27 protein-coding genes and 3 tRNA genes are annotated in these 23080 nt (G+C 55.0%); 18 read left to right on the top strand and 12 right to left on the bottom strand.

Translation table 11 applies throughout. The features are described 5' to 3' along the window. Window positions 1-44: 44 nt before the first annotated feature. The 6 genes from fliZ to sdiA all read left to right on the top strand — a co-directional run bounded on the left by fliZ (window position 45) and on the right by sdiA (window position 4959). The gene (fliZ, locus tag OWK27_RS09970) at window positions 45-596 is read left to right on the top strand and encodes a flagella biosynthesis regulatory protein FliZ (RefSeq protein ID WP_176610002.1); all 552 of its coding nucleotides are present in this window, start codon (window positions 45-47) and stop codon (window positions 594-596) included. 86 nt (window positions 597-682) lie between these two features. Next, window positions 683-1483, top strand: coding sequence for a cystine ABC transporter substrate-binding protein (gene tcyJ, locus OWK27_RS09965; RefSeq protein ID WP_176610003.1), 801 nt, complete (start codon window positions 683-685; stop codon window positions 1481-1483). Between the two features lie 103 nt (window positions 1484-1586). Beyond that, on the top strand, window positions 1587-2573 hold the full coding sequence (gene dcyD / locus OWK27_RS09960) for a D-cysteine desulfhydrase (protein WP_148418133.1): 987 nt from the start codon (window positions 1587-1589) through the stop codon (window positions 2571-2573). Between the two features lie 21 nt (window positions 2574-2594). Beyond that, window positions 2595-3263, top strand: coding sequence for a cystine ABC transporter permease (gene tcyL / locus OWK27_RS09955; protein WP_176610004.1), 669 nt, complete (start codon window positions 2595-2597; stop codon window positions 3261-3263). After that, entirely contained in the window at window positions 3260-4012 is a 753-nt protein-coding gene (gene tcyN / locus OWK27_RS09950; RefSeq protein WP_252003947.1) for an L-cystine ABC transporter ATP-binding protein TcyN, read from the top strand. Before tcyL ends, tcyN begins: the two co-directional genes overlap by 4 nt. Window positions 4013-4236: 224 nt before the next feature. Further along, complete coding sequence (gene sdiA, locus OWK27_RS09945; protein ID WP_148418289.1) at window positions 4237-4959, top strand: transcriptional regulator SdiA; 723 nt, start codon at window positions 4237-4239, stop codon at window positions 4957-4959. Between the two features lie 64 nt (window positions 4960-5023). Here sdiA and OWK27_RS09940 read toward each other — a convergent pair whose 3' ends face one another. Continuing rightward, a complete protein-coding gene (locus tag OWK27_RS09940) occupies window positions 5024-5248 on the bottom strand; it encodes a DUF2594 family protein (RefSeq protein ID WP_148418130.1) in 225 nt (74 codons plus the stop codon). Further along, window positions 5235-5315 carry a hypothetical protein gene (locus tag OWK27_RS24295; protein WP_420712946.1) on the bottom strand — a complete coding sequence of 27 codons (81 nt, stop codon included), beginning with the start codon at window positions 5313-5315 and terminating at the stop codon, window positions 5235-5237. The genes OWK27_RS09940 and OWK27_RS24295 overlap by 14 nt, the downstream gene beginning before the upstream one ends. Window positions 5316-5713: 398 nt before the next feature. On the opposite strand from OWK27_RS24295, the gene uvrY reads away from it, so the two are divergent. The 7 genes from uvrY (at window position 5714) to OWK27_RS09905 (ending at window position 10415) form a co-directional block, all read left to right on the top strand. Next, the gene (uvrY, locus tag OWK27_RS09935) at window positions 5714-6370 is read left to right on the top strand and encodes a UvrY/SirA/GacA family response regulator transcription factor (protein WP_148418129.1); all 657 of its coding nucleotides are present in this window, start codon (window positions 5714-5716) and stop codon (window positions 6368-6370) included. Further along, window positions 6367-8199, top strand: a complete 1833-nt coding sequence (gene uvrC, locus OWK27_RS09930; protein ID WP_193354672.1) for an excinuclease ABC subunit UvrC — start codon at window positions 6367-6369, stop codon at window positions 8197-8199. The genes uvrY and uvrC overlap by 4 nt, the downstream gene beginning before the upstream one ends. A gap of 56 nt (window positions 8200-8255) precedes the next feature. Beyond that, window positions 8256-8804, top strand: coding sequence for a CDP-diacylglycerol--glycerol-3-phosphate 3-phosphatidyltransferase (gene pgsA / locus OWK27_RS09925; RefSeq protein ID WP_252003946.1), 549 nt, complete (start codon window positions 8256-8258; stop codon window positions 8802-8804). A 151-nt stretch (window positions 8805-8955) separates the two neighbouring features. Beyond that, window positions 8956-9031, top strand: a tRNA-Gly gene (locus OWK27_RS09920). A gap of 51 nt (window positions 9032-9082) precedes the next feature. Further along, window positions 9083-9156 (top strand) — tRNA-Cys (locus OWK27_RS09915). An 11-nt stretch (window positions 9157-9167) separates the two neighbouring features. Continuing rightward, a tRNA-Leu gene (locus tag OWK27_RS09910) sits at window positions 9168-9254 on the top strand. A gap of 237 nt (window positions 9255-9491) precedes the next feature. Further along, the gene (locus OWK27_RS09905; RefSeq protein ID WP_193354671.1) at window positions 9492-10415 is read left to right on the top strand and encodes a LysR substrate-binding domain-containing protein; all 924 of its coding nucleotides are present in this window, start codon (window positions 9492-9494) and stop codon (window positions 10413-10415) included. 8 nt (window positions 10416-10423) lie between these two features. On the opposite strand, the gene OWK27_RS09900 is transcribed toward OWK27_RS09905, so the two are convergent. The 6 genes from OWK27_RS09900 to OWK27_RS09875 form a co-directional block, all read right to left on the bottom strand. Beyond that, window positions 10424-10894 carry a hypothetical protein gene (locus OWK27_RS09900; RefSeq protein WP_252003944.1) on the bottom strand — a complete coding sequence of 157 codons (471 nt, stop codon included), beginning with the start codon at window positions 10892-10894 and terminating at the stop codon, window positions 10424-10426. Window positions 10895-11056: 162 nt separating this feature from the next. Next, window positions 11057-11773, bottom strand: coding sequence for an ABC transporter ATP-binding protein (locus OWK27_RS09895; RefSeq protein WP_267590314.1), 717 nt, complete (start codon window positions 11771-11773; stop codon window positions 11057-11059). Beyond that, window positions 11770-12645: an ABC transporter ATP-binding protein gene (locus OWK27_RS09890; protein WP_148418121.1), complete on the bottom strand. Its 876-nt coding sequence runs from the start codon at window positions 12643-12645 to the stop codon at window positions 11770-11772. Before OWK27_RS09890 ends, OWK27_RS09895 begins: the two co-directional genes overlap by 4 nt. Then, window positions 12642-13916, bottom strand: a complete 1275-nt coding sequence (gene livM / locus OWK27_RS09885; protein ID WP_267590313.1) for a high-affinity branched-chain amino acid ABC transporter permease LivM — start codon at window positions 13914-13916, stop codon at window positions 12642-12644. Before livM ends, OWK27_RS09890 begins: the two co-directional genes overlap by 4 nt. 11 nt (window positions 13917-13927) lie before the next feature. After that, window positions 13928-14842: an ABC transporter permease subunit gene (locus tag OWK27_RS09880; protein ID WP_148418119.1), complete on the bottom strand. Its 915-nt coding sequence runs from the start codon at window positions 14840-14842 to the stop codon at window positions 13928-13930. 68 nt (window positions 14843-14910) lie between these two features. Continuing rightward, complete coding sequence (locus OWK27_RS09875; protein ID WP_148418118.1) at window positions 14911-16032, bottom strand: branched-chain amino acid ABC transporter substrate-binding protein; 1122 nt, start codon at window positions 16030-16032, stop codon at window positions 14911-14913. Window positions 16033-16443: 411 nt separating this feature from the next. Here OWK27_RS09875 and OWK27_RS09870 point away from each other — a divergent pair, with 411 nt between their 5' ends. Further along, the gene (locus OWK27_RS09870) at window positions 16444-17112 is read left to right on the top strand and encodes a YecA family protein (protein WP_267590312.1); all 669 of its coding nucleotides are present in this window, start codon (window positions 16444-16446) and stop codon (window positions 17110-17112) included. 30 nt (window positions 17113-17142) lie between these two features. Here OWK27_RS09870 and tyrP read toward each other — a convergent pair whose 3' ends face one another. After that, on the bottom strand, window positions 17143-18354 hold the full coding sequence (tyrP, locus tag OWK27_RS09865) for a tyrosine transporter TyrP (RefSeq protein WP_148418116.1): 1212 nt from the start codon (window positions 18352-18354) through the stop codon (window positions 17143-17145). A 192-nt stretch (window positions 18355-18546) separates the two neighbouring features. Between tyrP and OWK27_RS09860 the strand changes: the two genes are divergently transcribed. Beyond that, window positions 18547-18783, top strand: a complete 237-nt coding sequence (locus tag OWK27_RS09860) for a YecH family metal-binding protein (RefSeq protein WP_242172289.1) — start codon at window positions 18547-18549, stop codon at window positions 18781-18783. Between the two features lie 36 nt (window positions 18784-18819). Here the strand turns inward: OWK27_RS09860 and ftnA are convergent, their stop codons facing one another. Together ftnA and yecR are read right to left on the bottom strand one after the other, a co-directional pair. Continuing rightward, on the bottom strand, window positions 18820-19317 hold the full coding sequence (gene ftnA, locus OWK27_RS09855; protein ID WP_148418114.1) for a non-heme ferritin: 498 nt from the start codon (window positions 19315-19317) through the stop codon (window positions 18820-18822). A gap of 200 nt (window positions 19318-19517) precedes the next feature. After that, window positions 19518-19856 carry a YecR family lipoprotein gene (gene yecR, locus OWK27_RS09850; protein WP_193354666.1) on the bottom strand — a complete coding sequence of 113 codons (339 nt, stop codon included), beginning with the start codon at window positions 19854-19856 and terminating at the stop codon, window positions 19518-19520. 245 nt (window positions 19857-20101) lie between these two features. On the opposite strand from yecR, the gene OWK27_RS09845 reads away from it, so the two are divergent. The 3 genes from OWK27_RS09845 to OWK27_RS09835 all read left to right on the top strand — a co-directional run bounded on the left by OWK27_RS09845 (window position 20102) and on the right by OWK27_RS09835 (window position 21535). After that, the gene (locus tag OWK27_RS09845) at window positions 20102-20740 is read left to right on the top strand and encodes an RpiB/LacA/LacB family sugar-phosphate isomerase (RefSeq protein WP_148418112.1); all 639 of its coding nucleotides are present in this window, start codon (window positions 20102-20104) and stop codon (window positions 20738-20740) included. A gap of 352 nt (window positions 20741-21092) precedes the next feature. Continuing rightward, a complete protein-coding gene (azuC, locus tag OWK27_RS09840) occupies window positions 21093-21176 on the top strand; it encodes a stress response protein AzuC (protein WP_003859682.1) in 84 nt (27 codons plus the stop codon). A gap of 107 nt (window positions 21177-21283) precedes the next feature. Next, window positions 21284-21535, top strand: a complete 252-nt coding sequence (locus tag OWK27_RS09835) for a DUF2766 family protein (protein WP_003859683.1) — start codon at window positions 21284-21286, stop codon at window positions 21533-21535. 70 nt (window positions 21536-21605) lie between these two features. Here the strand turns inward: OWK27_RS09835 and OWK27_RS09830 are convergent, their stop codons facing one another. Beyond that, window positions 21606-22949, bottom strand: coding sequence for an anaerobic C4-dicarboxylate transporter (locus OWK27_RS09830; RefSeq protein ID WP_267590311.1), 1344 nt, complete (start codon window positions 22947-22949; stop codon window positions 21606-21608). Window positions 22950-23080: the final 131 nt, after the last annotated feature.

The following is a 23080-nucleotide window of genomic DNA, read 5'->3' as shown; positions in this document are numbered from 1 at the left end:
CACCTGAAAAATGCCGCACAACGTATTGACAACCAGGAGTTATCATGACGGTGCAGCAATCAAAAAGACGGCCTTTAAGCCGCTACCTGAAAGACTTTAAACACAGCCAGACGCATTGCGCCCACTGTAAAAAACTACTCGACCGCATCACGCTGGTTCGTCGCGGCGAAATTGTGAATAAGATAGCGATTTCCCGCCTCGACACGCTGATGGATGAAGCCGCCTGGCTTGAAGAGCAAAAAGAGTGGGTGGCGCTTTGCCGTTTCTGTGGCGATCTCCACTGCAAAGAGCAAAGCGACTTCTTTGATATTATTGGCTTCAAGCAATTCCTGTTTGAACAAACCGAGATGAGCCACGGCACCGTGCGGGAATACGTCGTTCGCCTGCGTCGCCTTGGTCAGCACCTGACCCTGCAAAATATCTCCAGGGATCTGCTGACAACCGGCTATCTGGATGAAAATCTCGAGCCGTGGCTGCCTGCCACCAGCACCAACAACTACCGCATCGCGCTGCGCAAGTACGCCCAGTATAAAGTCCAGATGCCGGGCGTCATGAAGCAGAAAGTCCGCGCCGGAACAACTTCTGATATATATTAAAAAAGAATAAGATGTAGCGCAGCCGCCTTTGACGTTGCAGGCGATTTCTCTACACTACTCAAAAATTCCACTGTATCGGGGTACTTATGAAATTAGCACTTCTGGGTCGTCAGGCGCTGATGGGGATGATGGCCGTTGCGCTGGTCGCGGGTATGAGCGTGAAAACGTTCGCAGCAGAAAATCTGCTCAACAAAGTCAAAGAGCGCGGCACGCTGCTGGTGGGGCTGGAAGGAACCTATCCTCCGTTTAGCTTCCAGGGTGACGACGGCAAGCTGACCGGTTTTGAAGTGGAGTTTGCGCAGGAGCTGGCAAAACATCTCGGCGTGAAAGCCTCCCTGAAACCGACCAAATGGGACGGTATGCTGGCGTCGCTGGACTCCAAACGCATTGACGTAGTGATTAACCAGGTGACCATTTCTGACGAGCGCAAGAAGAAGTACGACTTCTCCACGCCGTACACCGTGTCCGGTATCCAGGCGCTGGTGAAGAAAGGTAACGAAGGCAGCATTAAAACCGCGGCGGATCTGAAAGGTAAGAAAGTCGGCGTGGGTCTGGGCACTAACTATGAAGAGTGGCTGCGCCAGAACGTGCAGGGCGTGGACATCCGCACGTATGATGATGACCCGACTAAATACCAGGATCTGCGCGTAGGCCGTATTGACGCCATTCTGGTCGATCGCCTGGCCGCGCTGGACCTGGTGAAGAAAACCAATAACACCCTGGCCGTTGCGGGCGAGCCGTTCTCCCGTCAGGAGTCCGGCGTGGCGGTGCGTAAAGGCAACGACGACCTGCTGAAGGCCATCGACGGCGCGCTTGCTGAAATGCAGAAAGACGGCAGCCTGAAGGCGCTTTCCGAGAAGTGGTTCGGCGCAGACGTGACCAAATAAGTCTCTGACCGATAAAAAAAGGCGCTTTTAAAAGCGCCTTTTTTATTTCTCGCGCGTCTGCGTGCATAATGAAATAACAATTGTTTGCGTGACCGGAGGAACCATGTCACTACAGAATTTAACGCGCTTTCCCCGTCTGGAATTTATTGGCGCACCCACGCCGCTGGAGTACCTGCCGCGATTTTCTGACTATCTTGGGCGCGATATTTTCATTAAGCGTGACGATGTGACGCCAGTGGCGATGGGCGGAAATAAGCTGCGCAAGCTGGAGTTTCTCGCCGCCGATGCCCTGCGCGAGGGCGCGGACACGCTGGTCACCGCAGGGGCCATCCAGTCCAACCACGTTCGCCAGACCGCCGCCGTGGCGGCAAAGCTGGGCCTGCACTGCGTCGCCCTGCTGGAGAACCCGATCGGCACGCGGGCAGAGAATTACCTGACTAACGGTAACCGGCTGCTTCTGGATCTGTTTAATGTGCAGGTCGAAATGGTCGATGCGTTGACCGACCCGACCGCGCAGCTTGACGAGCTCGCAACGCGGCTGGAAGCGCAGGGGTTCCGCCCCTACGTTATTCCCGTGGGCGGCTCGAACGCGCTGGGCGCCCTCGGCTATGTCGAGAGCGCGCTGGAGATCGCTCAGCAGTGTGAAGGCGCGGTGAGCCTATCCTCGGTGGTGGTGGCCTCCGGCAGTGCAGGGACCCATGCGGGATTAGCGGTCGGGCTTGAGCAGCTGATGCCGGACGTTGAGCTGATTGGCGTCACGGTTTCCAGAAGCGTGGCGGATCAAAAGCCAAAAGTCGTCACCCTGCAGCAGGCGGTGGCAGAACAGCTTGAGCTGGAGGCGAAGGCGGAAGTTACGCTGTGGGATGACTATTTTGCCCCTGGCTATGGCACCCCAAACGATGAAGGGATGGAGGCCGTTAAGCTGCTGGCCCGCCTTGAGGGTATTCTGCTGGATCCGGTCTATACCGGTAAGGCAATGGCTGGCCTGATCGACGGCATTGCCCGCAAGCGCTTTAAGGATGAAGGACCGATTTTGTTTGTTCATACTGGCGGGGCGCCTGCGCTGTTTGCCTATCATCCTCACGTCTAAAAATCAGGTAGAAAAATAATAATGCAAGAAAGTATTCAACTGGTTATTGATTCCCTGCCATTTCTGCTTAAAGGGGCCGTGTTTACCCTGCAGCTGAGTATCGGCGGAATGTTCTTCGGGCTGGTACTCGGGTTTATTCTGGCGCTGATGCGCATGTCGAACATCTTGCCGGTGCGGTGGCTGGCGCGGTTTTACATCTCCGTATTCCGCGGAACGCCGCTTATCGCCCAGCTGTTCATGATTTACTACGGGCTGCCGCAGTTCGGCATCGAGCTGGATCCTGTTCCGGCGGCGATGATAGGTTTGTCGCTGAATACGGCGGCGTATACGTCTGAAACGCTGCGTGCGGCAATCTCCTCTATCGATAAGGGGCAGTGGGAAGCGGCGGCCAGCATCGGGATGACCCCGTGGCAGACGCTCCGCCGGGCGATCCTGCCGCAGGCGGCGCGTGTGGCGCTTCCTCCGCTGAGCAACAGCTTTATTAGCCTGGTAAAAGACACCTCGCTTGCGGCCACCATCCAGGTGCCGGAACTGTTCCGTCAGGCGCAGCTGATCACCTCGCGTACCCTTGAAGTGTTTACCATGTATCTGGCGGCCTCGCTGATTTACTGGGTGATGGCGACGGTGCTCTCCGCCCTGCAAAACTATTTTGAAAACCAGCTTAACCGCCAGGAGCGTGATCCAAAATGAGTGCAATTGACGTTAAAAACCTGGTGAAAAAGTTCCACGGGCAAACGGTGCTGTATGGAATCGACCTTGAGGTCGCGCAGGGCGAAGTGGTGGCGATTATCGGCCCGAGCGGGTCAGGGAAAACCACGCTGCTGCGCAGCATCAATCTTCTGGAGCAGCCGGAGGGCGGGACGATCCGCGTGGGCGATATCACCATTGATACCGGCAAATCCATCAGTCAGCAAAAAGGGTTGATTCGTCGCCTGCGTCAGCACGTTGGCTTCGTATTCCAGAGCTTTAATCTTTTCCCTCACCGCACGGTGCTGGAAAACATCATTGAAGGCCCGGTCATCGTTAAGGGTGAACCCCGGGAAGAAGCGACCGCCCGCGCCCGTGAACTGCTGGCGAAAGTTGGGCTGGCCGGTAAAGAGACGAGCTATCCGCGTCGTCTTTCCGGTGGTCAGCAGCAGCGTGTCGCCATTGCCCGCGCGCTGGCGATGCGCCCGGACGTAATCCTCTTCGATGAACCTACATCGGCGCTCGATCCCGAGCTGGTGGGGGAAGTGCTGAACACCATCCGACAGCTGGCGCAGGAAAAACGCACGATGGTGATTGTGACTCATGAAATGAGCTTTGCCCGCGACGTTGCCGATCGGGCTATCTTCATGGATCAGGGGCGAATTGTAGAGCAGGGGCCCGCTAAGGATCTGTTCGCCAATCCGCAGCAGCCGCGCACGCGCCAGTTCCTTGAAAAATTCTTAATGCAGTAGCATTTTCACACGCAATTTGCTCCAGATGTTCCTTCTGGAGCAAATTATCTTCCCTTAAAGCCTGTTCTGGTGCTTTTTTATTCCACCGAATTTGGATAAGCCCTCGCCAAATTAAAGATAATCTGCTCGGCGCCGACATTTTATATAAATAATCGTGATTTATGTGTTAGGTTATATTCACCATAATTATGATTATCTTTTATCAGAGGCTTCATTCAGAAGGTATGAGGGATATAGACTTTTTCACCTGGCGACGGGAATGCTTTCTCCGGTTTCAGGAAATGACCTGTGCCGACGAGGTATATCAGGAACTTCAGCGACAAACGCAGGCGCTAGACTTCGATTATTATGCGCTTTGCGTCAGACACCCTGTGCCATTTACCCGCCCGCGTACGTCCGTCCACTCCACTTATCCGCAGCAGTGGATGGCGCAATATCAGTCCGAGAATTATTTCTCCATCGATCCGGTACTTAAGCCCGAGAATTTCATACAGGGCCATTTGCCCTGGACGGATGAATTATTCACGGATGCCCAGCAATTATGGGACGGGGCGCGGGATCACGGTTTACGTAAAGGAATAACGCAGTGCATGATGTTACCAAATCATGCGCTTGGGTTCCTCTCGGTGTCGCGTACCAGCCTGCAGGCAAGCGCAATATCCAGCGAAGAAGTGGAGCTGCGTCTGCAAATGCTGGTTCAGATGGCGTTAACCTCACTGCTTCGTTTTGAGGATGAGATGGTGATGCCGCCGGAAATGAAATTCAGCAAGCGTGAGCGGGAAATTCTGAAGTGGACAGCGGAAGGGAAAACGTCGGCAGAGATCGCTATTATTCTCTCCATCTCGGAAAATACGGTGAATTTCCATCAGAAGAATATGCAGAAGAAATTCAACGCGCCGAATAAAACCCAGATAGCGTGTTATGCCGCAGCGACGGGGCTTATCTGACTGATATCACGTTCTGCGTGTCAGACGAGAAAACGGCTGAATGCTCTGCATCCAGCCGTTTTTGTTACTGGCGGTAGGCTTGTTTAATTTGCTTAACCGTATTGGCAAAAACAGCGGATTCCGCCCGATCTTCCATCTGCGCGATCTGTTTTTCCATTTTAATGATCACACGTCCAGCATCAGCCTGGCCCATCGCCTGTAACATAAGCGTCAGCAGCGACTTAAGGCAGTTTACTTCCTGTGCCAGTTCCTGGTTATTCTCGGCAGTGGCAAATTCAGGTGTGCTCATTTATTTTCCTCATTATAAAACAGCGCTTGAGCGCGACGATGAAAGTTAAGGCGGCGGAGTATACCACAAGCCGCGGCAAAAAATGCAGTGGTTGTTTTTTATACTTTTCCAGGTATTGATTATTGGTCCGCGCGGATTATGAAGGTAATCTGTCCAATATGTTAGCGACAATTAAATGTTTATCACCGGTTCGCCATTCGTTAATTGTTGTTACAAAAAAATGAGAGCATTTTTTAGTTTGCGTTAACAAATGTTTTGGTAACTTTTTGAATGCTGGTGCTTAAAAATAGCGGCAAAAGCCCAGCGTGCGCGGGTTTTCTTTCCAGTTGCTGTACAGCCTAATTTCCAAAAACGAGACCACAATCGTATAGCCGCTTTTTTAGCGTTTTAAACTTGGATGGAAAACCGCTAATATAAGCGGAATTAGCAGTCAGTAGCGTTATCCCTATTCTGGAGACATTTCCTTTGATCAACGTCCTTCTTGTTGATGACCACGAACTGGTGCGCGCAGGGATACGTCGCATTCTTGAAGATATAAAGGGTATTAAAGTTGCCGGCGAGGCATGCTGTGGCGAAGATGCCGTAAAATGGTGTCGCGCTAACTCAGCAGACGTGGTGCTGATGGATATGAACATGCCCGGAATCGGCGGGCTTGAAGCCACGCGTAAAATCGCCCGCATGTTCGTTGACACAAAAGTCATCATGCTGACCGTCCATACCGAAAATCCGCTCCCGGCCAGGGTTATGCAGGCAGGGGCTGCCGGATATCTCAGCAAAGGTGCCGCGCCGCAGGAAGTCGTTAATGCTATCCGTTCCGTCTATGCAGGTCAGCGGTACATTGCCTCAGATATTGCTCAACAGATGGCGCTGAGTCAGATTGAACCGGAAAAAACGGAATCTCCGTTCGCCAGTTTGTCTGAGCGTGAATTGCAGATTATGCTGATGATCACTAAAGGTCAGAAGGTGAATGAGATTTCAGAGCAGCTGAATCTTAGCCCGAAAACGGTCAACAGCTATCGCTATCGGATGTTCAGTAAACTGAACATACACGGTGATGTCGAACTGACTCATCTGGCCATTCGCCATGGTTTGTGCAATGCGGAGTCATTAATAAGTCAGTGAGTGAAGCGTTCGATTCAAAAGCATTTCTGAAAACCGTCACCAGCCAGCCGGGCGTCTACCGAATGTACGACGCTGGCGGTACGGTTATCTATGTCGGTAAGGCAAAAGATCTGAAAAAACGCCTTTCCAGCTATTTCCGCAGCAATCTTGCCTCTCGTAAAACCGAAGCACTGGTCGCACTCATCAACAACATTGATGTCACCGTGACGCATACGGAAACGGAAGCGCTGCTGCTTGAGCACAACTATATCAAGCTGTATCAGCCGCGCTACAACGTTCTGCTGCGCGATGATAAGTCCTACCCGTTTATCTTCCTGAGCGGTGATACCCATCCTCGCCTGGCGATGCATCGTGGCGCTAAGCATGCGAAGGGTGAATACTTTGGCCCTTTCCCGAACGGTTATGCCGTGCGCGAAACGCTGGCGCTGTTGCAAAAAATCTTCCCCGTTCGCCAGTGTGAAAACAGCGTCTACCGCAACCGTTCCCGGCCGTGCCTGCAATATCAGATTGGCCGCTGCCTGGGGCCGTGCGTCGAAGGGCTGGTAAGTGAAGAAGAGTATGCGCAGCAGGTTGAGTACGTGCGCCTGTTTTTAGCCGGTAAAGACGATCAGGTGCTGACGCAGCTGATTGCCCGCATGGAGAAAGCCAGCGCGGGGCTGGAGTTTGAGGAAGCCGCGCGCATCCGCGATCAGATCCAGGCGGTGCGCAGAGTCACCGAGAAGCAGTTTGTTTCCAACACGGGCGACGACCTCGACGTTATCGGCGTTGCCTTTGACGCCGGTCTGGCCTGTGTTCACGTGCTGTTTATTCGTCAGGGCAAGGTGCTCGGCAGCCGCAGCTACTTCCCGAAGGTGCCGGGCGGCACCGAACTGGGGGAAGTGGTGGAAACCTTCGTCGGCCAGTTCTATTTGCAGGGCAGCCAGATGCGTACGCTGCCGTCTGAGATCCTGCTCGACTTCACCCTCGACGACAAAACGCTGCTGGCGGATTCGCTTTCTGAGCTGGCCGGCCGCCGGGTGAACGTGCAGACGAAACCGCGCGGCGATCGCGCCCGCTATCTGAAGCTGGCGCGAACCAATGCCGCCACGGCGCTGACCACCAAACTTTCTCAGCAGTCCACCGTCAGCCAGCGCTTAACCGCGCTCGCTACGCTGCTCAAGCTGCCTGAAGTGAAGCGTATGGAATGCTTCGACATCAGCCATACCATGGGCGAGCAGACCGTGGCGTCGTGCGTGGTCTTTGATGCCAACGGTCCGCTGCGGGCAGAGTATCGTCGGTATAACATTACCGGCATTACCCCGGGCGACGATTACGCCGCCATGAACCAGGTGCTGCGCCGCCGCTATGGTAAAGCGATCGAAGCGAGCAAAATTCCTGACGTTATTCTTATCGACGGCGGGAAAGGGCAGCTTGGACAGGCGAAGGCGGTATTTGAATCGCTCGACGTGGAGTGGGATAAAAACCATCCGCTGCTGTTAGGGGTGGCGAAAGGGGCGGATCGTAAAGCAGGTCTGGAGACGTTGTTCTTCGAGCCGGAAGGGGAGGGCTTCAGCCTGCCGCCTGATTCTCCTGCGCTGCACGTGATCCAGCATATCCGCGATGAGTCGCACGATCACGCCATCAGCGGACACCGGAAAAAACGGGCGAAAGTGAAAAATACCAGTACCCTTGAGACTATCGAAGGCGTCGGGCCAAAACGTCGCCAGATGCTGTTGAAGTACATGGGCGGATTGCAAGGATTACTCAATGCCAGCATGGAGGAAATTGCAAAAGTGCCGGGTATTTCGCAAGGGCTGGCAGAAAAGATCTACTACTCGTTGAAACATTGAGGGCTCTGTAGCAACATAGAGCTAAATTTTACTGACAACAGACAGTTACCGTCATCATGCGATTTAATATCCCTACGTTGCTCACTCTTTTTCGCGTTGTGCTCATTCCGTTCTTTGTACTGGCATTTTATCTGCCGGTGATGTGGGCACCGTTTGCCTGTGCGCTGATTTTCCTGATCGCCGCCGTAACGGACTGGTTCGACGGCTATCTGGCGCGTCGCTGGAATCAGAGTACCCGATTCGGCGCGTTCCTCGATCCGGTCGCGGATAAGGTGATGGTGGCAATCGCGATGGTGCTGGTGGCGGAACATTATCATACCTGGTGGGTTACGCTGCCTGCGGCGACCATGATTGGCCGTGAGATTATTATCTCAGCCCTGCGCGAGTGGATGGCGGAGCTGGGTAAACGCAGCAGCGTGGCGGTGTCCTGGATCGGTAAAGTCAAAACCACCGCACAGATGGCGGCGCTGGTGTGGATGCTGTGGCGTCCGAATGCCTGGGTTGAGTGGGCAGGTATCGGCCTGCTGTGGGTCGCGGCGGTGCTGACGCTGTGGTCAATGCTGCAATATTTGAACGCCGCGCGCGGAGATTTGCTTGAACAGTGATCGTTTCGCCTTAATTTTCAGCAAACGATCCTGAGATGCAAAAAATATCGTTGACTCAAAACGACATATCAGTAGAATGCAACGCATCGAACGGCGGCACAGTCAGCCGGACGATAATGAAATCAAGCGGTTAGATAACTCTTGATGACATGCGGGAATAGCTCAGTTGGTAGAGCACGACCTTGCCAAGGTCGGGGTCGCGAGTTCGAGTCTCGTTTCCCGCTCCAGTTTAAATACATCGGCATTTGCGGGTGTAGGTCGAAAGACATCAGATTTAAGGCGCGTTAGCAAAGCGGTTATGTAGCGGATTGCAAATCCGTCTAGTCCGGTTCGACTCCGGAACGCGCCTCCACTTTCTTCCCTGGCCGGATGGTGGAATCGGTAGACACAAGGGATTTAAAATCCCTCGGCGTTCGCGCTGTGTGGGTTCAAGTCCCACTCCGGCTACCATGGGAAACAAAGAATAATCAAAGCAATAAGCAGTGTCGTGAAACCACCGAAAGGTGGTTTTTTTGTGCCTGTCATTCCGCTACTCAGCATCCTCCCTCTCTGGCTTTAGCGATCCTTTTGCAGCGTAATTAAACAGATACGCATTATGCTATCTTAAGACGGGCGCCTTTTACGGTCTGTAGATGTTCAGGCCTGCGACCCGATTCCCGATGCCATCACCTCATTTTAAGGGCCGCTATGTCTTTACCGCCACTGTATGCGCTGCGTGCGTTTGAAGTTGCTGCGCGACTGAACTCCTTCAGCAAAGCCGCTGAAACGCTCAATATTACGCCGGGCGCGGTCAGCAGACACGTCCGCACCCTTGAACTGTGGTTCGACTGCGAGCTTTTTAAAAGACAGGGCCCCCGGGTGGAGGTCACCGAGGCCGGGCGTGTGCTGGCCGGGCAGCTGAACGAGAGCTTCACGAGCATTGAGTGGGCCTGCCGGGCATTTCGCAGTGAAAATCATCTGCTGCGGCTAAAGGCGCCCAGCACCCTGACCATGAGATGGCTTCTCGACGTGCTGCGATCCTTTCGGAACAGTCATGCAAAACCACAGGTTGAGATTGCCAGCGTCTGGATGGACATTGATACCGTTGATTTCAACCTTGAGCCATACGACTGCGCCATCCTGCTCGGTAACGGCCATTTCGGTGAGACGGCGGAAAGCCAGCTGCTTTTTAGTGAATGGCTTATCCCGGTTTGCACCCCCTCGCTTATCGAACCGGCCCGGCAGCGGCTTGCGCAATGCGATTTGATCCATCCCTCACCGGACAGAAGGGACTGGAGGCGCTGGCTGCGAAGAACGGGGCTGTACCCGGGGCTCGATATGAGCAGCGGCATGGTGTTTGATACCCTGGAACAGGGAAGTATTGCCGCCATGAACGGTCACGGTATCGCGATTGCCGACCTGCGCCTTACGCTCGACGCCCTGAAAAGCGGCCTGCTCGGCCTGCCCTTCAGGGAAGCTATCGCGACGGGAGATGGCTACTACCTCGTCTGGCCAAAAAATTCGCTCAAAAGAGACAGCATCCAGCATCTTCTGGCCTGGCTGCAAAACCACGCCCCGGTCGTCCCGGCTCTGGATATCGTTTGTCTGGAATACGATGAAGGCCGGGTTTAATAGTGCCGTTATGAGTAAGTAATGTTCGCCATCTTTTTATAACGTTCCGGCAAAGCGCCGTTCAGGCTGAGCACCTTATCCAGAATATCAAAAGCAGGGGTGTTTTCCTGCTGCCCGGCGTCGAGGATTGCCGCGCGTAAAATCGTGGCGGCAGACGAAACCCTGTGAAAATAGTCTTCGGACTCGGGCGTCTGTAGTTCGCCGGAAGCGGCGTAACGCACCTGTGGCCAGCCAGAGAAGTCGAGCAGGGGAAGGGGCTTTCCCGCTTCAGGCAGAGAGGCCGAAAGCAGCGCAGCCGCCTGTTTAGGATCGCGATGGGCGGCACAAAGCATATACACGCGCTGCGAAAACGGTGACAGGGCCTCAGAGTGAGGTTTCGTCGCCATAAGCATGGCCATAAAATCCTGTAAATCAACGGCTGAACGGGCGTCAGGCGGTAAGTCGAACTTCATTAACTGAAATAACGCATCAAGTGTCATGTTTGCCCCGGATCCTCTTATCATTATTATTCAGCGCGCGGCTGAATGTTTATCGACCCGCGCAACGGCGGGTCGTGATGATGATATTTGAATGCGGTCGCTTCAGAAAAACGATTAATAATGGAAATCACTGTGAGTTTTACTCACGCTGGCCTCTGCGCCTCACGCCCCTCCAAGATAGGCTTTCCTTACCTCCGGGTCGTTCAGCAGCGCCTCGCCGCTGCCGCTTAAGCGGATCTGCCCGTTAACCATCACATAGCCGCGGTCGGACAACTTCAGGGCATGGTGCGCGTTCTGCTCCACGAGAAAAATCGTCATCCCGTTACGGGCCAGCTCGCGCAGCGTCTGGAAAATCTGTTTAACCACGATAGGCGCGAGGCCGAGGCTGGGTTCATCCAGCAGCAGAAGTTTGGGGCGGCTCATCAGCGCGCGGGCGATAGCCAGCATCTGCTGTTCTCCCCCGGAGAGCGTCATCGCCCGCTGGTTGCGCCGCTCTTTGAGGCGGGGAAACAGGTCAAACATGCTCTGCATATCTGCCGCTGCATGCTGGCTGCCGATGGGAATCGTCCCCATCAGCAAATTCTCTTCCACAGACATATCGGGGAAAACGCGTCGCCCCTCAGGCGCCTGAGCAATGCCGCCGGTAGCGACGTAGTGGGTGGATTTGTGGCTGATATCCTCGCCGCAGAAGACGATCTGCCCGCTGCGAATGCGGGGCTGGCCAAAGACAGACATCAGCAGGGTCGATTTCCCCGCACCGTTAGCGCCAATCAAGGCCACGGTCTCTCCTTCGTTAACCTCAAGCGAGACCTGCCTGAGCGCCTGGATCGCGCCATAGAAAACGTCCACATTGTGAAACTGAAGCATCGGTTCGCTCACGGGCTGACCTCGCTTTCGTCGGTACCCAAATAGGCGGCAATGACGCTGTCATTGTGCTGGATCGCGTCTGGCGTACCTCTGGCAATAACGTCGCCGTGATCGAGCACGATGATGTCATCCGAAATCTCCATCACCATCCCCATGTCATGCTCAATCAGCAGCACCGTAATGCCGTGGTGGTCGCGCAGGAAGCGAACGATCTCGCTCAGCTTGTGCGTCTCAACCGGGTTCAGCCCGGCGGCGGGTTCATCGAGACAAATCATCTCCGGGCCGGTACACATGGCGCGGGCGATTTCGAGGCGCCGCTGCTGGCCGTAGGACATTTCACCGGCAAGCCGGTTCGCGCAGTCCACCAGATCCACCGCCTCCAGCCAGTAAAACGCCCGGTCCAGCGCATCGCTTTCCGCCCGACGATATGCCGGAGTATTCAGCACCCCCGCAAGCAGGCTGCGGTTGACGCGCATATGCTGCGCCACCAGCAGGTTTTCCACTACCGACATCTCGCGAAACAGGCGGATGTTCTGAAAGGTGCGGGCAAGGCCCGCGCGGTTCACCAGATGCGTGCCGCCGAACATTTTATAGAACAGTCGCTGGCCGAGCTGCGTCGGGTTGAGCCAGTCGCCGGGCTGGAACTTCTGGCCAAGCACCTGGATGACGTTGGTGGTTTTATCACGCGCATTGAATATTATGTTGCCACCGGAAGCGCGGTAGAAACCGGTCAGGCAGTTAAAGACGGTCGTTTTTCCCGCGCCGTTAGGTCCAATCAGGGCGGTAATCGACCCGCGCTGCACCTCAAGGTTGACGTCGTTTAGGGCCCTGATGCCACCGAAATGCATCATCAGATGCTCTACGCGCAAAATTGTTGCGTTCATGGTGCGACTCCCTTACGCACGGCAAATCCGCTGCGGTTGATGCGGATCAGGCCGCGAGGACGCCAGATCATCATGACCACCATCAGCATGCCGAACAGCAGCACGCGGTATTCCGCAAAGCTGCGCAGCAGCTCCGGCGTGACGGTAAGCACGAAGGCTGCCAGAACGACGCCCACGGTAGAGCCCATACCGCCCAGAACCACGATTGCGAGAATCAGAGCCGATTCGAAAAAGGTGAAGGAGGTGGGGTTCACAAAACCCTGGTAGGTGGCAAAAAATACGCCGGCGATACCCGCCGTCGATGCGCCGAGGGTAAACGCCGAAAGCTTCACCAGGACGTGATTAAGCCCCATTGAGCGGCAGGCAATTTCATCTTCACGGAGCGCCTCCCACGCCCGGCCAACCGGCATTCGCGTCAGCCGGTGCTTAATGTACAGCACCAGCACGACCACCAGAAACAGCACCGCATAGATGAAGATAAACTTCATGTTGGGGTTATAGGTCAGGCCGAAGAACTCGTGGAAGGGCACGCCGCCTTCCTTAGCGCGTCGACCAAACTCCAGGCCCAAAAAGGTCGGGGCCGGGGCTGAAACGCCGTTAGGCCCGCCGGTGAAGGTCAGCCAGTTGTTCAGCACCAGGCGGATAATCTCGCCAAACCCGAGCGTGACGATGGCCAGGTAATCCCCGTGCATGCGCAGCACCGGAAAGCCGAGCAGGGCGCCCGCGCCCGCGGCCATCAGCGCCGCCAGCGGCAGCATGCTCCAGAACCCTAAGCCAAGATACTGATACCCAAGCGCCAGGCCGTAGGCCCCAATGGCGTAAAAGGCAACGTAGCCCAGATCCAGCAGCCCCGCCAGCCCGACAACAATGTTCAGCCCAAGGCCGAGCAGGACGTAGATCAGCCCGAGAATGGCGACCGTCAGGACGTACTTGGTGGCAACAAACGGGAAGCAAATCGCCAGCGTGACGATCAGCGGCAGGATCCAGCGCATGCGGCTCTTGTACTCCGGCGGCCGGACGTACACCCCCGCGCTGTCAGATTCAAACCGTGCCTGTAGTCGTCTTCCGGCAGCCGTACCGGAAAAAGCGCTGAGCAAAAAGCGTCCCAGCATCACGGTGCCCGTCATCCACGCCAGACGTTGGCCGTCAAAGGTAAAGCTATAGCCATCCAGTATCACGCCCGCAATCGGGCCGAAAATAATCAGCGCGATCGTTCCGGAAAAAATCGCGTCCAGAATGCAGCGCTTCAGGGAAAATCCGTCAGATGTCATCGCGTTGTTCCTTATACTTTAGCCACGACGGGGCGGCCCAGCAGCCCCTGAGGACGGAAGATCAGAATCAGGACCAGCAGGCCAAACGAGAACACGTCCTTGTAGTCCGAGTTCACCAGCCCGGAAAATTGCGCTTCGGCGATCCCCAGGATCAGCCCGCCGAGCATCGCGCCAGGTAACGAGCCGATGCCGCCAAGCACCGCCGCCGTGAATGCCTTAATGCCGATGACGAACCCGACGTAAAAATCGAAGGTGCCGTAATTCATGGTGATCAGCACGCCCGCCAGCCCGGCCATGGCGGCGCCAATAACAAACACCAGCGAAATAATCCTGTCGGTGTTGATGCCCAGGATAGAGGCCATTTTGCGATCCTGCTGCACCGCGCGGCACATCCGCCCCAGGCGGGTACGGCTGATAATCCAGGTCAGGACCAGCATGCCCGCGAACGAGGCAATGAGGATAAAGACCTTGGTATAGGTTATCTGGACAAACCCTTCGCCCAGGTGGAAGCGCAGAACGCCGTCCAGCATGGTAGGTACGCCCTGCTGCCTCGGGCCCTGGCTGAGCTGGACGTAGTTTTGCAGGATCAGCGACATCCCGATGGCCGAGATCAGCGGAGCCAGGCGGGTCGAGTTGCGCAGGGGCCTATAGGCGATGCGCTCAATAGTCCAGCCGTAAACCCCGGTGACCACGATGGTGAATACCAGCGTCCCGAGGATCAGCAGCGGAAATGACTGGAGTCCAAAAAACGCCAGCAGGGCAAGGCCAATGGCCGAGAGATAGGCGGAAATCATATACACTTCGCCGTGGGCGAAATTGATCATGCCGATAATGCCGTACACCATGGTGTAGCCGATAGCGATAAGGCCATAGACCGAACCCAGCGTCAGGCCGTTAATTAACTGCTGAAGGAAGAAAGTACTCATCGTTGCGCACCTGAATGAGGGGTTACGCCGACGGGCAACCCCGCCGGCGTCGAGCAGATTCCGTCCCGTTACGGCACTTCTTTATATTTGCCTTTGTCGTCCCACTGGTACACCACATAGTCAGACACCCTGAGATCGCCTTTGCTGTCCCAGGCTTTTTTACCCATAACCGTGTCGACGGAATTGGCCTTCAGCCACTCGCTGGCTTTCGCAGAATCCGTACCTTTGGTGGCCTTAAACGCCGCCGCGATAGCCTGCACCGAAGCGTAGGCGTAGAGCGTATAGCCTTCAGGTTCAAATTTACCGGCGCGGAATTTCTCGATAACGGCCTTCCCGTCCGGGATCTGGCGGGGATCTTTGCCGAAGGTCATATAGATGCCGTTGGTATATTGCGCACCGCCGGCGGCGGTCACCATCTCCTCGTTGACGATGCAGTCACCGGAGAAGAACTTCGCCTGTACGCCCTGTTCACGCATCTGGCGAACCAGCGGGCCCGCTTCCGGGTGGCAGCCGCCGAAGAACACCACGTCCGGTTTCTGCGCGCCAATTTTGGTCACCAGCGCGTTAAAGTCTTTTTCCCCGCGCGATAGCCCTTCGTACATCACATCCTTGACGCCGCGTTTCGCCAGCGCCGCTTTGGTGGCGTCCGCCAGCCCCTGACCATAGGTGTCTTTATCGTGGATAATGACCACCCGTTTAGCGTTCAGCTTATCAATAATAAAATCGCTGGCGACCTGGCCCTGCTGGTCGTCACGGCCGCACATGCGGAACATATCGCTCATGCCGCGCTCGGTAATCAGCGGGTTAGTCGAGCCGGGAGTGATGGATAATATTCCTGCATCGCTATACACCTCGGAGGCGGGCATGGTCGACGAGGAGCAGAAGTGGCCGACCACCGCGTTGACCTTGTCCTGATCGACCAGGCGGTTGGCAACGGCGACCGCCTGTTTAGGCTCGCAGGCGTCATCGCCCTGAACCAGCCTGATTTTCTCACCGTTGATCCCGCCTGCGGCGTTAATGTCTTCCGCCGCCTGCGTGGCGCCGTGCCAGTACTGATCGCCATAGGTTGCGTTCGGGCCGGTGAACGGCCCGGCCACGCCAATCACAATATCTGCCCGCGCGGAAAAGGCCGTCACCAGGCAGCCAGCCAGCACAAGGGAAAGGGACGTTTTGGTAAATTTAAGCGACATTATTATGTTCCTTAGCAAAGAGGTTTTTGCACCAGGTATAAACCCGAACGCCTGATGGCATCGTTAATCCAAAAACAAGAGCGAGAACAAAATGCACGTTAGAAGCAATCTCCTGCTTAATACGGCGAGGATCCTACGCACCGCGAAGCGCGCAGAACATTAAGCAAAAAGGTTGCCAGAATGGTTAATCCCTTGACCGGGTCACAGCATGTTGAGTATAGAGTGCCGTTTTATGCGCCTTTGCGGGATGAGGTGAAATTACAGCGGAGATCACATCTCCTTAACAACAAAGCCCATAAGTTGTGCAAGGGTCACGAATTGCACGTTTATGCAGCAATAAAGACCTAAACTTCAGATAGGCACGCGCGGCGATATATGTCAGGATCGTTTTTTTTATCAGGAGTATCAGCAATGGCTGAAGGCCCATTAAATGAAAGCGAGATGGCGTGGCTGGAAGAGACATTAATGTCTTACGGTCACGACGATGCATCCGTGATTGACGTTTCCGAACTGGACGGCATGCTTACCGCAGTACTTTCCGGTCCCGTTGTGGTGGAGCCCGACACCTGGCTGGTGGCGGTCTGGGGCGGTGAGAAGTTTATTCCGCGCTGGAAAAACGACCGCGAGATGAACCGCTTTATCGATCTTTGCTTTAAGCATATGAACGATATTGCCGAGCGTCTGAGCGAATACCCGGACCAGTTTGAGCCGCTGTTTGGCTATAACGACGTTGACGGCCAGAGTTATACCGTGGTGGAAGAGTGGTGCTATGGCTATATGCGCGGCGTGGCGCTGACGGACTGGTCATCCCTGCCGGAATCGCTACAGGCCGATCTGGCCGTGATTGCGCTGCACGGTACGGAAGAGAACAGCGAGAAGCTGGATGCGCTGACCGAAGAGGAGTTCATGGCCAGCATTGAGAGCATCCAGCCTGCGGCGCTGCGTTTGTATAACTACTGGGTGGCTAACCCGCAGCAGCCGGAAGCGAAGCAACCGATCGTGAACGGGGCAAAGGTGGGTCGTAACGATCCGTGCCCGTGCGGCAGCGGGAAGAAGTTCAAAAGCTGCTGTCTGCACTGATAAAAAGGGGCTAATAATAGCCCCTTATTCTTATCCCACTTCCGGCAGCATCCCCGCTGCAATCAATATCTGCACCAGAATAATCGCTACTCCGCAGCTAAACACCAGGCACAGCAGCGGCTTACCTCCCGCCACGCGATACCCTTGCTGCGGATGCTGCTGGCGGCTTTTCCAGGCCAGCAGGGAAGGCAGGAGCAGGGCCAGAACCGATAACGCCACGCCGGCATATCCCAGCGCCATCACAAAGCCGCGTGGGTAAAAAAGCGCGAAGGCCAGCGGCGGCAGGAAGGTCATTGCTCCCGTCTGTAAACGGCCGGCAGCGGTATTGCGGCGCTGGAGCAGGTCCGCCATGTAGTCAAACAGGCCGAGCGCCACCCCGAGGAAGGAGGTAGCCAGCGCCAGATCCGCAAACAGATGCACCGCCAGCTCTACGTGCGTAGAAGCCACCACGTTGCGCAGGGCAACCAGGAAACCGTTCAGCCCGGAGTGCTCCGCCATCAGGCCAACAAAGGTTGTGGAGTCAATGCTGCCCAGCGTCACCAGCTGCCAGAAAAGGTACGCAATCAGCGGTATGGCGCTGCCGATGATAAACACGCGGCGCAGCTTGCGGATATCGCCGTTCATATAGCTGACGATGCTCGGTACGCTGCCGTGAAAACCGAACGAGGTGAAAATGACCGGGATCGCCGAAAGCGCCAGGCCTTTTTCCAGCGGCATGGCGAGCAGGTTGATCTTGTGGACGTGCGGCGCCAGCAGCACCAGCATCGCAGCCAGGAAGAGGATTTTGGCGCTGAACAAAAAGCGGTTAAAGAGATCGACCAGCGACGTTCCGGCGCAAACCACGCCGCCGCCAGTCAGCGTAAAGGCAATGGCGCCCGTCTCCGGCGAAATCGATGTCCCGAAGCCGTCATTGATGCTTGACGCAATCAGCTCTCCGGCGCCGCTAATATAGGCGGCAGTCAGCGCGTACATCAGGAACATCATGCTAAAACCGGCGATCCACTGCCCGTAGCGTCCAAGGTAGCGTGCCGCCAGCGAGCCCAGGCCAGTATCGGCGGGGACGTGCTGATAGACCTCCAGCAGCAGTAGCGCGGTGTAACACATCAGCGCCCACAGGCCGCCCAGCAGCAGTACGGTTACGCCAAACCCGACGCCCGCGGCAGCCAGCGGCATAGCCAACATTCCTGCGCCAATTGTCGTTCCGGCGACGATAAAAATACTTCCCAGAGTTCTGTTCTTCACGCTTTCCTCTACAACCCTTCGATACCGCAACCTATTCTGCGGCGCAGAGTAAGGGAAAAGCCCCATCTCGTCAAATCACCGTTACATAGGGTGTAATGATTAATTTACAAAAAGAAAAGGGGGAACCTGCGCCAGCGCAAGGCGCGTGGCTGAGGAAGCGTTTAGCCTACCTTTTATTTGCGAGAGGTAACCATGTCAATTCACGGACACGATGTGCTTAATATGATGATTGAGTCGGGTGAACGCTATACGGAGCAAAGCCTGGTGGCGGCGATAGGTGCCCGCTTTGGTGAAGATGCGCGGTTCCATACCTGTTCGGCTTCGGATATGTCAGCGGCGGAGCTGGTGGCGTTTCTGGCGGCGCGGGGAAAATTTATTCCGGCAGAAGAGGGCTTTTCTACTCACGAAAGTAAAATATGCCGCCATTAAATAAAACGGTGCTGACGGGTCAGCACCGTTTTAACATTAATTCTGCGCGTCGAGGGTCGACAGCTCTTTATCAATAAAGTACAGACCTTCACCGGATTTACCCGCCAGAGATAATTTATCCAGGACGGATTTAAACAGTTTCTCTTCTTCGTGCTGTTCAGCAACATACCACTGAAGGAAATTAAAGGTTGGATAATCCTGGCTGGTCATCGCCGCATGAGCCAGTTCATTAATTTTTTGGGTGATCAGCTGTTCGTGCTCGTAGGTGGCGCGGAACAGTTCATCCAGAGAGCCGTATTCGGCGAAAGGCGATGCCACGTTGTCAATGCGCGGCAGGCTGCCGGTATCCGTAAGATAATCAAACAGACGCTGCATGTGCGTCATCTCTTCCTGGGCATGGCGACGCAGGAACGCGGCCGCACCTTCAAAGCTGTGATAGCTGCACCAGGCGCTCATCTGCTGGTAAAGGAGGGATGAAAAAAGCTCAAGGTTCATTTGCGCATTAAGCTTTTCAATCATTTCGGTTTTTAGCATGGTGCAGCTCCGGTTTATTATTTCTGGTTCACGATGAGCGACACTATAATTTGTTATTTAATTATTTGCAAAAAGTAAAATAAATATCTCTTTATTAAAAATACGAATGGGAATAACACGCATTGCCACTCTTTATATTAATTAATGAGAATTATTTTTGTTCTTATTAAATAGGCTGCCAGCGCGGCTGGCAGCACCCGTTAATACCATGGGTTCTGGTTAGCGGAGGTAACGGCATATCCCATGCATTTGTACTGAATGGTCACGCTTTCGTTCAGACAGAGCGAGCCGCTGATGAGGGTGCAGGTTTTTATCGGCTGTCCGTAGGCGGACGCGGTGGCATACCCCATGTTTTGACAGGCTTTGGCTGCCGTACCGTTATTCACATAGTCGTCAGACCAGGCGTTCTGAAGCAGCGCCTGACCGTAGTCGAGGCGCACAATCCCGTTCGGGGCGTCTACACTGCTTATCTCCGCCTGACGGTTAATGCTGCACCCCGCGAGCATCAGGATCGTTGCGGCCAGGATTACTCTTTTCATAGTTAACTCTGCATGACGGGAAATACGCTATTGTAAGCCGATCCGCAGGCCGCAATGGGCGGAATAGCCGGAAGATCTCCCCTTACACTTCGCAACGAACCGGGCCAGCCCGCCAAACTGTGAGCGCATCTTTGTTTTTTAAAACAAGTTTTCACTTAATTTGAAAGTGTGTTTGTTTGATAGTAAGGTTAAGGTGAAAAGCTATCCACAGCGGGAACGCCCGCCATGCATTCAGGAGAGACAAGATGAAAATTGCACTGATGATGGAAAACAGCCAGGCCGCTAAAAATGCCATCATCCTTAATGAGCTGAAGGCCGTTGCCGATGAGAAAGGTTTCCCGGTCTATAACGTCGGTATGAGTGATGAAAACGATCACCACCTAACCTATATTCACCTTGGCATCATGGCGAGCATTCTGCTCAATTCAAAAGCCGTCGATTTTGTTGTGACCGGCTGCGGAACCGGGCAGGGCGCGCTGATGTCCCTGAACATTCATCCGGGCGTAATTTGCGGCTACTGCATCGATCCTGCTGACGCGTTCCTGTTCGCGCAAATCAACAACGGCAACGCGCTTTCCCTGCCGTTCGCGAAAGGCTTTGGCTGGGGCGCTGAACTGAACGTGCGCTTTATCTTCGAGAAAGCGTTTACCGGGCGCAATGGCGAAGGCTATCCACCCGAGCGTAAAGAGCCGCAGGTGCGCAACGCCGGTATTCTCAACCAGGTGAAAGCGGCGGTGGTGAAAGAAAACTATCTCGATACCCTGCGCGCCATCGATCCCGAGCTGGTTAAAACCGCCGTTTCGGGCCAGCGCTTCCAGCAGTGCTTCTTCGAGAACTGCCAGGACAAAGAGATTGAAGCTTTTGTCCGCGCCATTGTTGGCTGATTCCGCTTTGCCGGGCAGGGCTATACCTGCCCGGCATGCCGCATTACGTTTTGAAGATACCGCGCTGCCCGCATTCCGTGCCAGGCGCAGCGTGTTAACCCTCCCTGCTGACGTATCAGCGATCGCCGCTTCATCCTTTACACTCATTCCTGTTCAAAAAATTTTATAAGAATTTACTGGAATTTATAAGCCCGTAACCTGCGGATTTATCGCTACTTTTTTTAACATGCCCGCCGCAATGCAGCTTTTTAAAGTGTGATATGCATCACAAAATGGTTGATTTTTGTGATGGTGGTCATATTATAAGCGTATCGACAATAACACCTGCATTACACGTTACTGGAGCAACACGATGAAACTGCGCAAAATCCTGAAAAGCATGTGGGCTAATTACTGCACAACTTTCAAAGACGTCCCACCGGGCGCGATGTTCTGATAAAAAAACCTGCTTCGGCAGGTTTTTTTACGTCTGCGTACGACGAGAGGGAGATGGAAGGGCCTCTGTTTTGCTACTATGGCGGCCTTTGAATAAGGAGAATCCCCATGTCACAAAACCTGAGCGCCGATCAGGAACTGGTATCTGACGTCGTCGCCTGCCAGCTGGTCATCAAACAGATCCTTGACGTAATTGACGTTATCGCACCGGTAGAAGTACGCGAAAAGATGTCGACCCAGCTGAAAAACATCGATTTCACCAACCACCCCGCCGCGGCTGACCCGGTTACGCTCCGCGCAATCCAGAAAGCTATCGCCCTGATTGAGCTGCGCTTCACGCCGCAGGGTGAATCGCACTAGGTAAACCGAAATCAGACACCCTTGCTGATTTTACGCCGAAGGGCGACAGAGCCTGTCGCCCGCAGAAAGATCAGAAGAACGTCTGCACCAGCAGATAGCTCACCACGCAGGCGCAGCTCACGCCAATCAGCCCCGGCACGATAAAGCTGTGGTTGATGATGAATTTACCGATGCGGGTCGTGCCGGAACGATCGAATCCGATACACGCCAGATCGCTCGGATAGGTTGGCAGCACGAAGTAGCCGTACGACGCCGGGAAGAAGGCAACCAGCATTTTCGGGTCGATACCCAGCATCAATCCCATCGGGGCGACGGCGGTTAAGGCCGCTGCCTGGCTGTTGACCAGTTTTGAAACCAGAAACAGCACGATGGCGTACGTCCACGGATGACTTTTCACTATCCCCTCCAGCGCCATTTTCAGCTCGTCGAGATGCGCCTGGAAAAAGGTATCGCTCATCCACGCCACGCCAAACACCGAGAAGATCGCGACCATCCCCGCCTTAAACACCGCCCCGTTTGAAATCGCCGACGCATTTACCCTGCAGGTCATCAGCATTACGGCACCGGCAATCAGCATCATCATCTGTATGACAAGGTTCATCGACAGGGCGGTCATTTTGCCTTTGATTTCAAACGCCGGACGCAGCGCTGGCAGCGCCCCCAGCAGCACCACTACGGCAATACCGGCGAAGAAGATCCACGTTGACCAGTAAGCCTGTTTCGGGAAGCGCTGATTCATCAGCGTCTCCGTTCCACCATAAATAAACTCCCGCTGTTTCGGATCGTTCAGCTTTTCCTGAAACTCCGGATCGTCTGCCAGATCTTTTCCGCGGCGTAAGCTCCACAGCGCGGCAATGGCAACGCCGGACAGCGAGGCCGGCACGGAGACGGCCAGGATTTCGAGGATCCCCCACCCGTGGCCAATACCGTGCTGCGCACCCAGAATGGAAACCAGCGACACGACGGCGACGGAGACGGGGGAGGCGGTGATGGCCATCTGAGACGCCACCGAGGCGACCGCCATTGGCCGCTCCGGGCGAATGCCCTTTTTTAGCGCGATATCCGCAATGATGGGAAACATGGTGTAGACGACGTGACCGGTTCCGCAGAGAAAGGTCAGCATCCAGGTGGTAAACGGCGCGAGAAGGGTGATGTGCTGCGGATGTTTACGCAGCAGGCGCTCCGCAAACTGCATCATCACATTCAGGCCACCGGCGGTCTGGAGCGTGGCGGCACAGCCGATGACGGCAAGGATGGTGAGCATTACGTCCACCGGGGGGTTACCGGGCTGTAGCCCGAAAACGAAACTCAAAATAAACAGGCCGATGCCGCTTATCAGCCCAAGCCCCATGCCGCCGAAGCGTGTGCCCGTCAGCAGGCAGAGGATAATGACAATAAACTCAATGGTGATCATGCTGCTCCCTCGTCAACGATTGTAATTAACAAATCATTACACGTTGTGTGGTTATTCATTGGGAGCGAGATCGGATTTGTTAAATGTCAGCAAAAGCAGGCAGTTGATACCCGCTTCCGGGCGGAAGCGGG

Origin of the sequence: Enterobacter cloacae complex sp. 2022EL-00788 (genome assembly GCF_026627565.1) — a bacterium.
In the GTDB taxonomy this organism is placed as follows: Bacteria; Pseudomonadota; Gammaproteobacteria; order Enterobacterales; family Enterobacteriaceae; genus Enterobacter; species Enterobacter pasteurii.
This window is presented reverse-complemented; position numbering and strand designations above follow the sequence as displayed.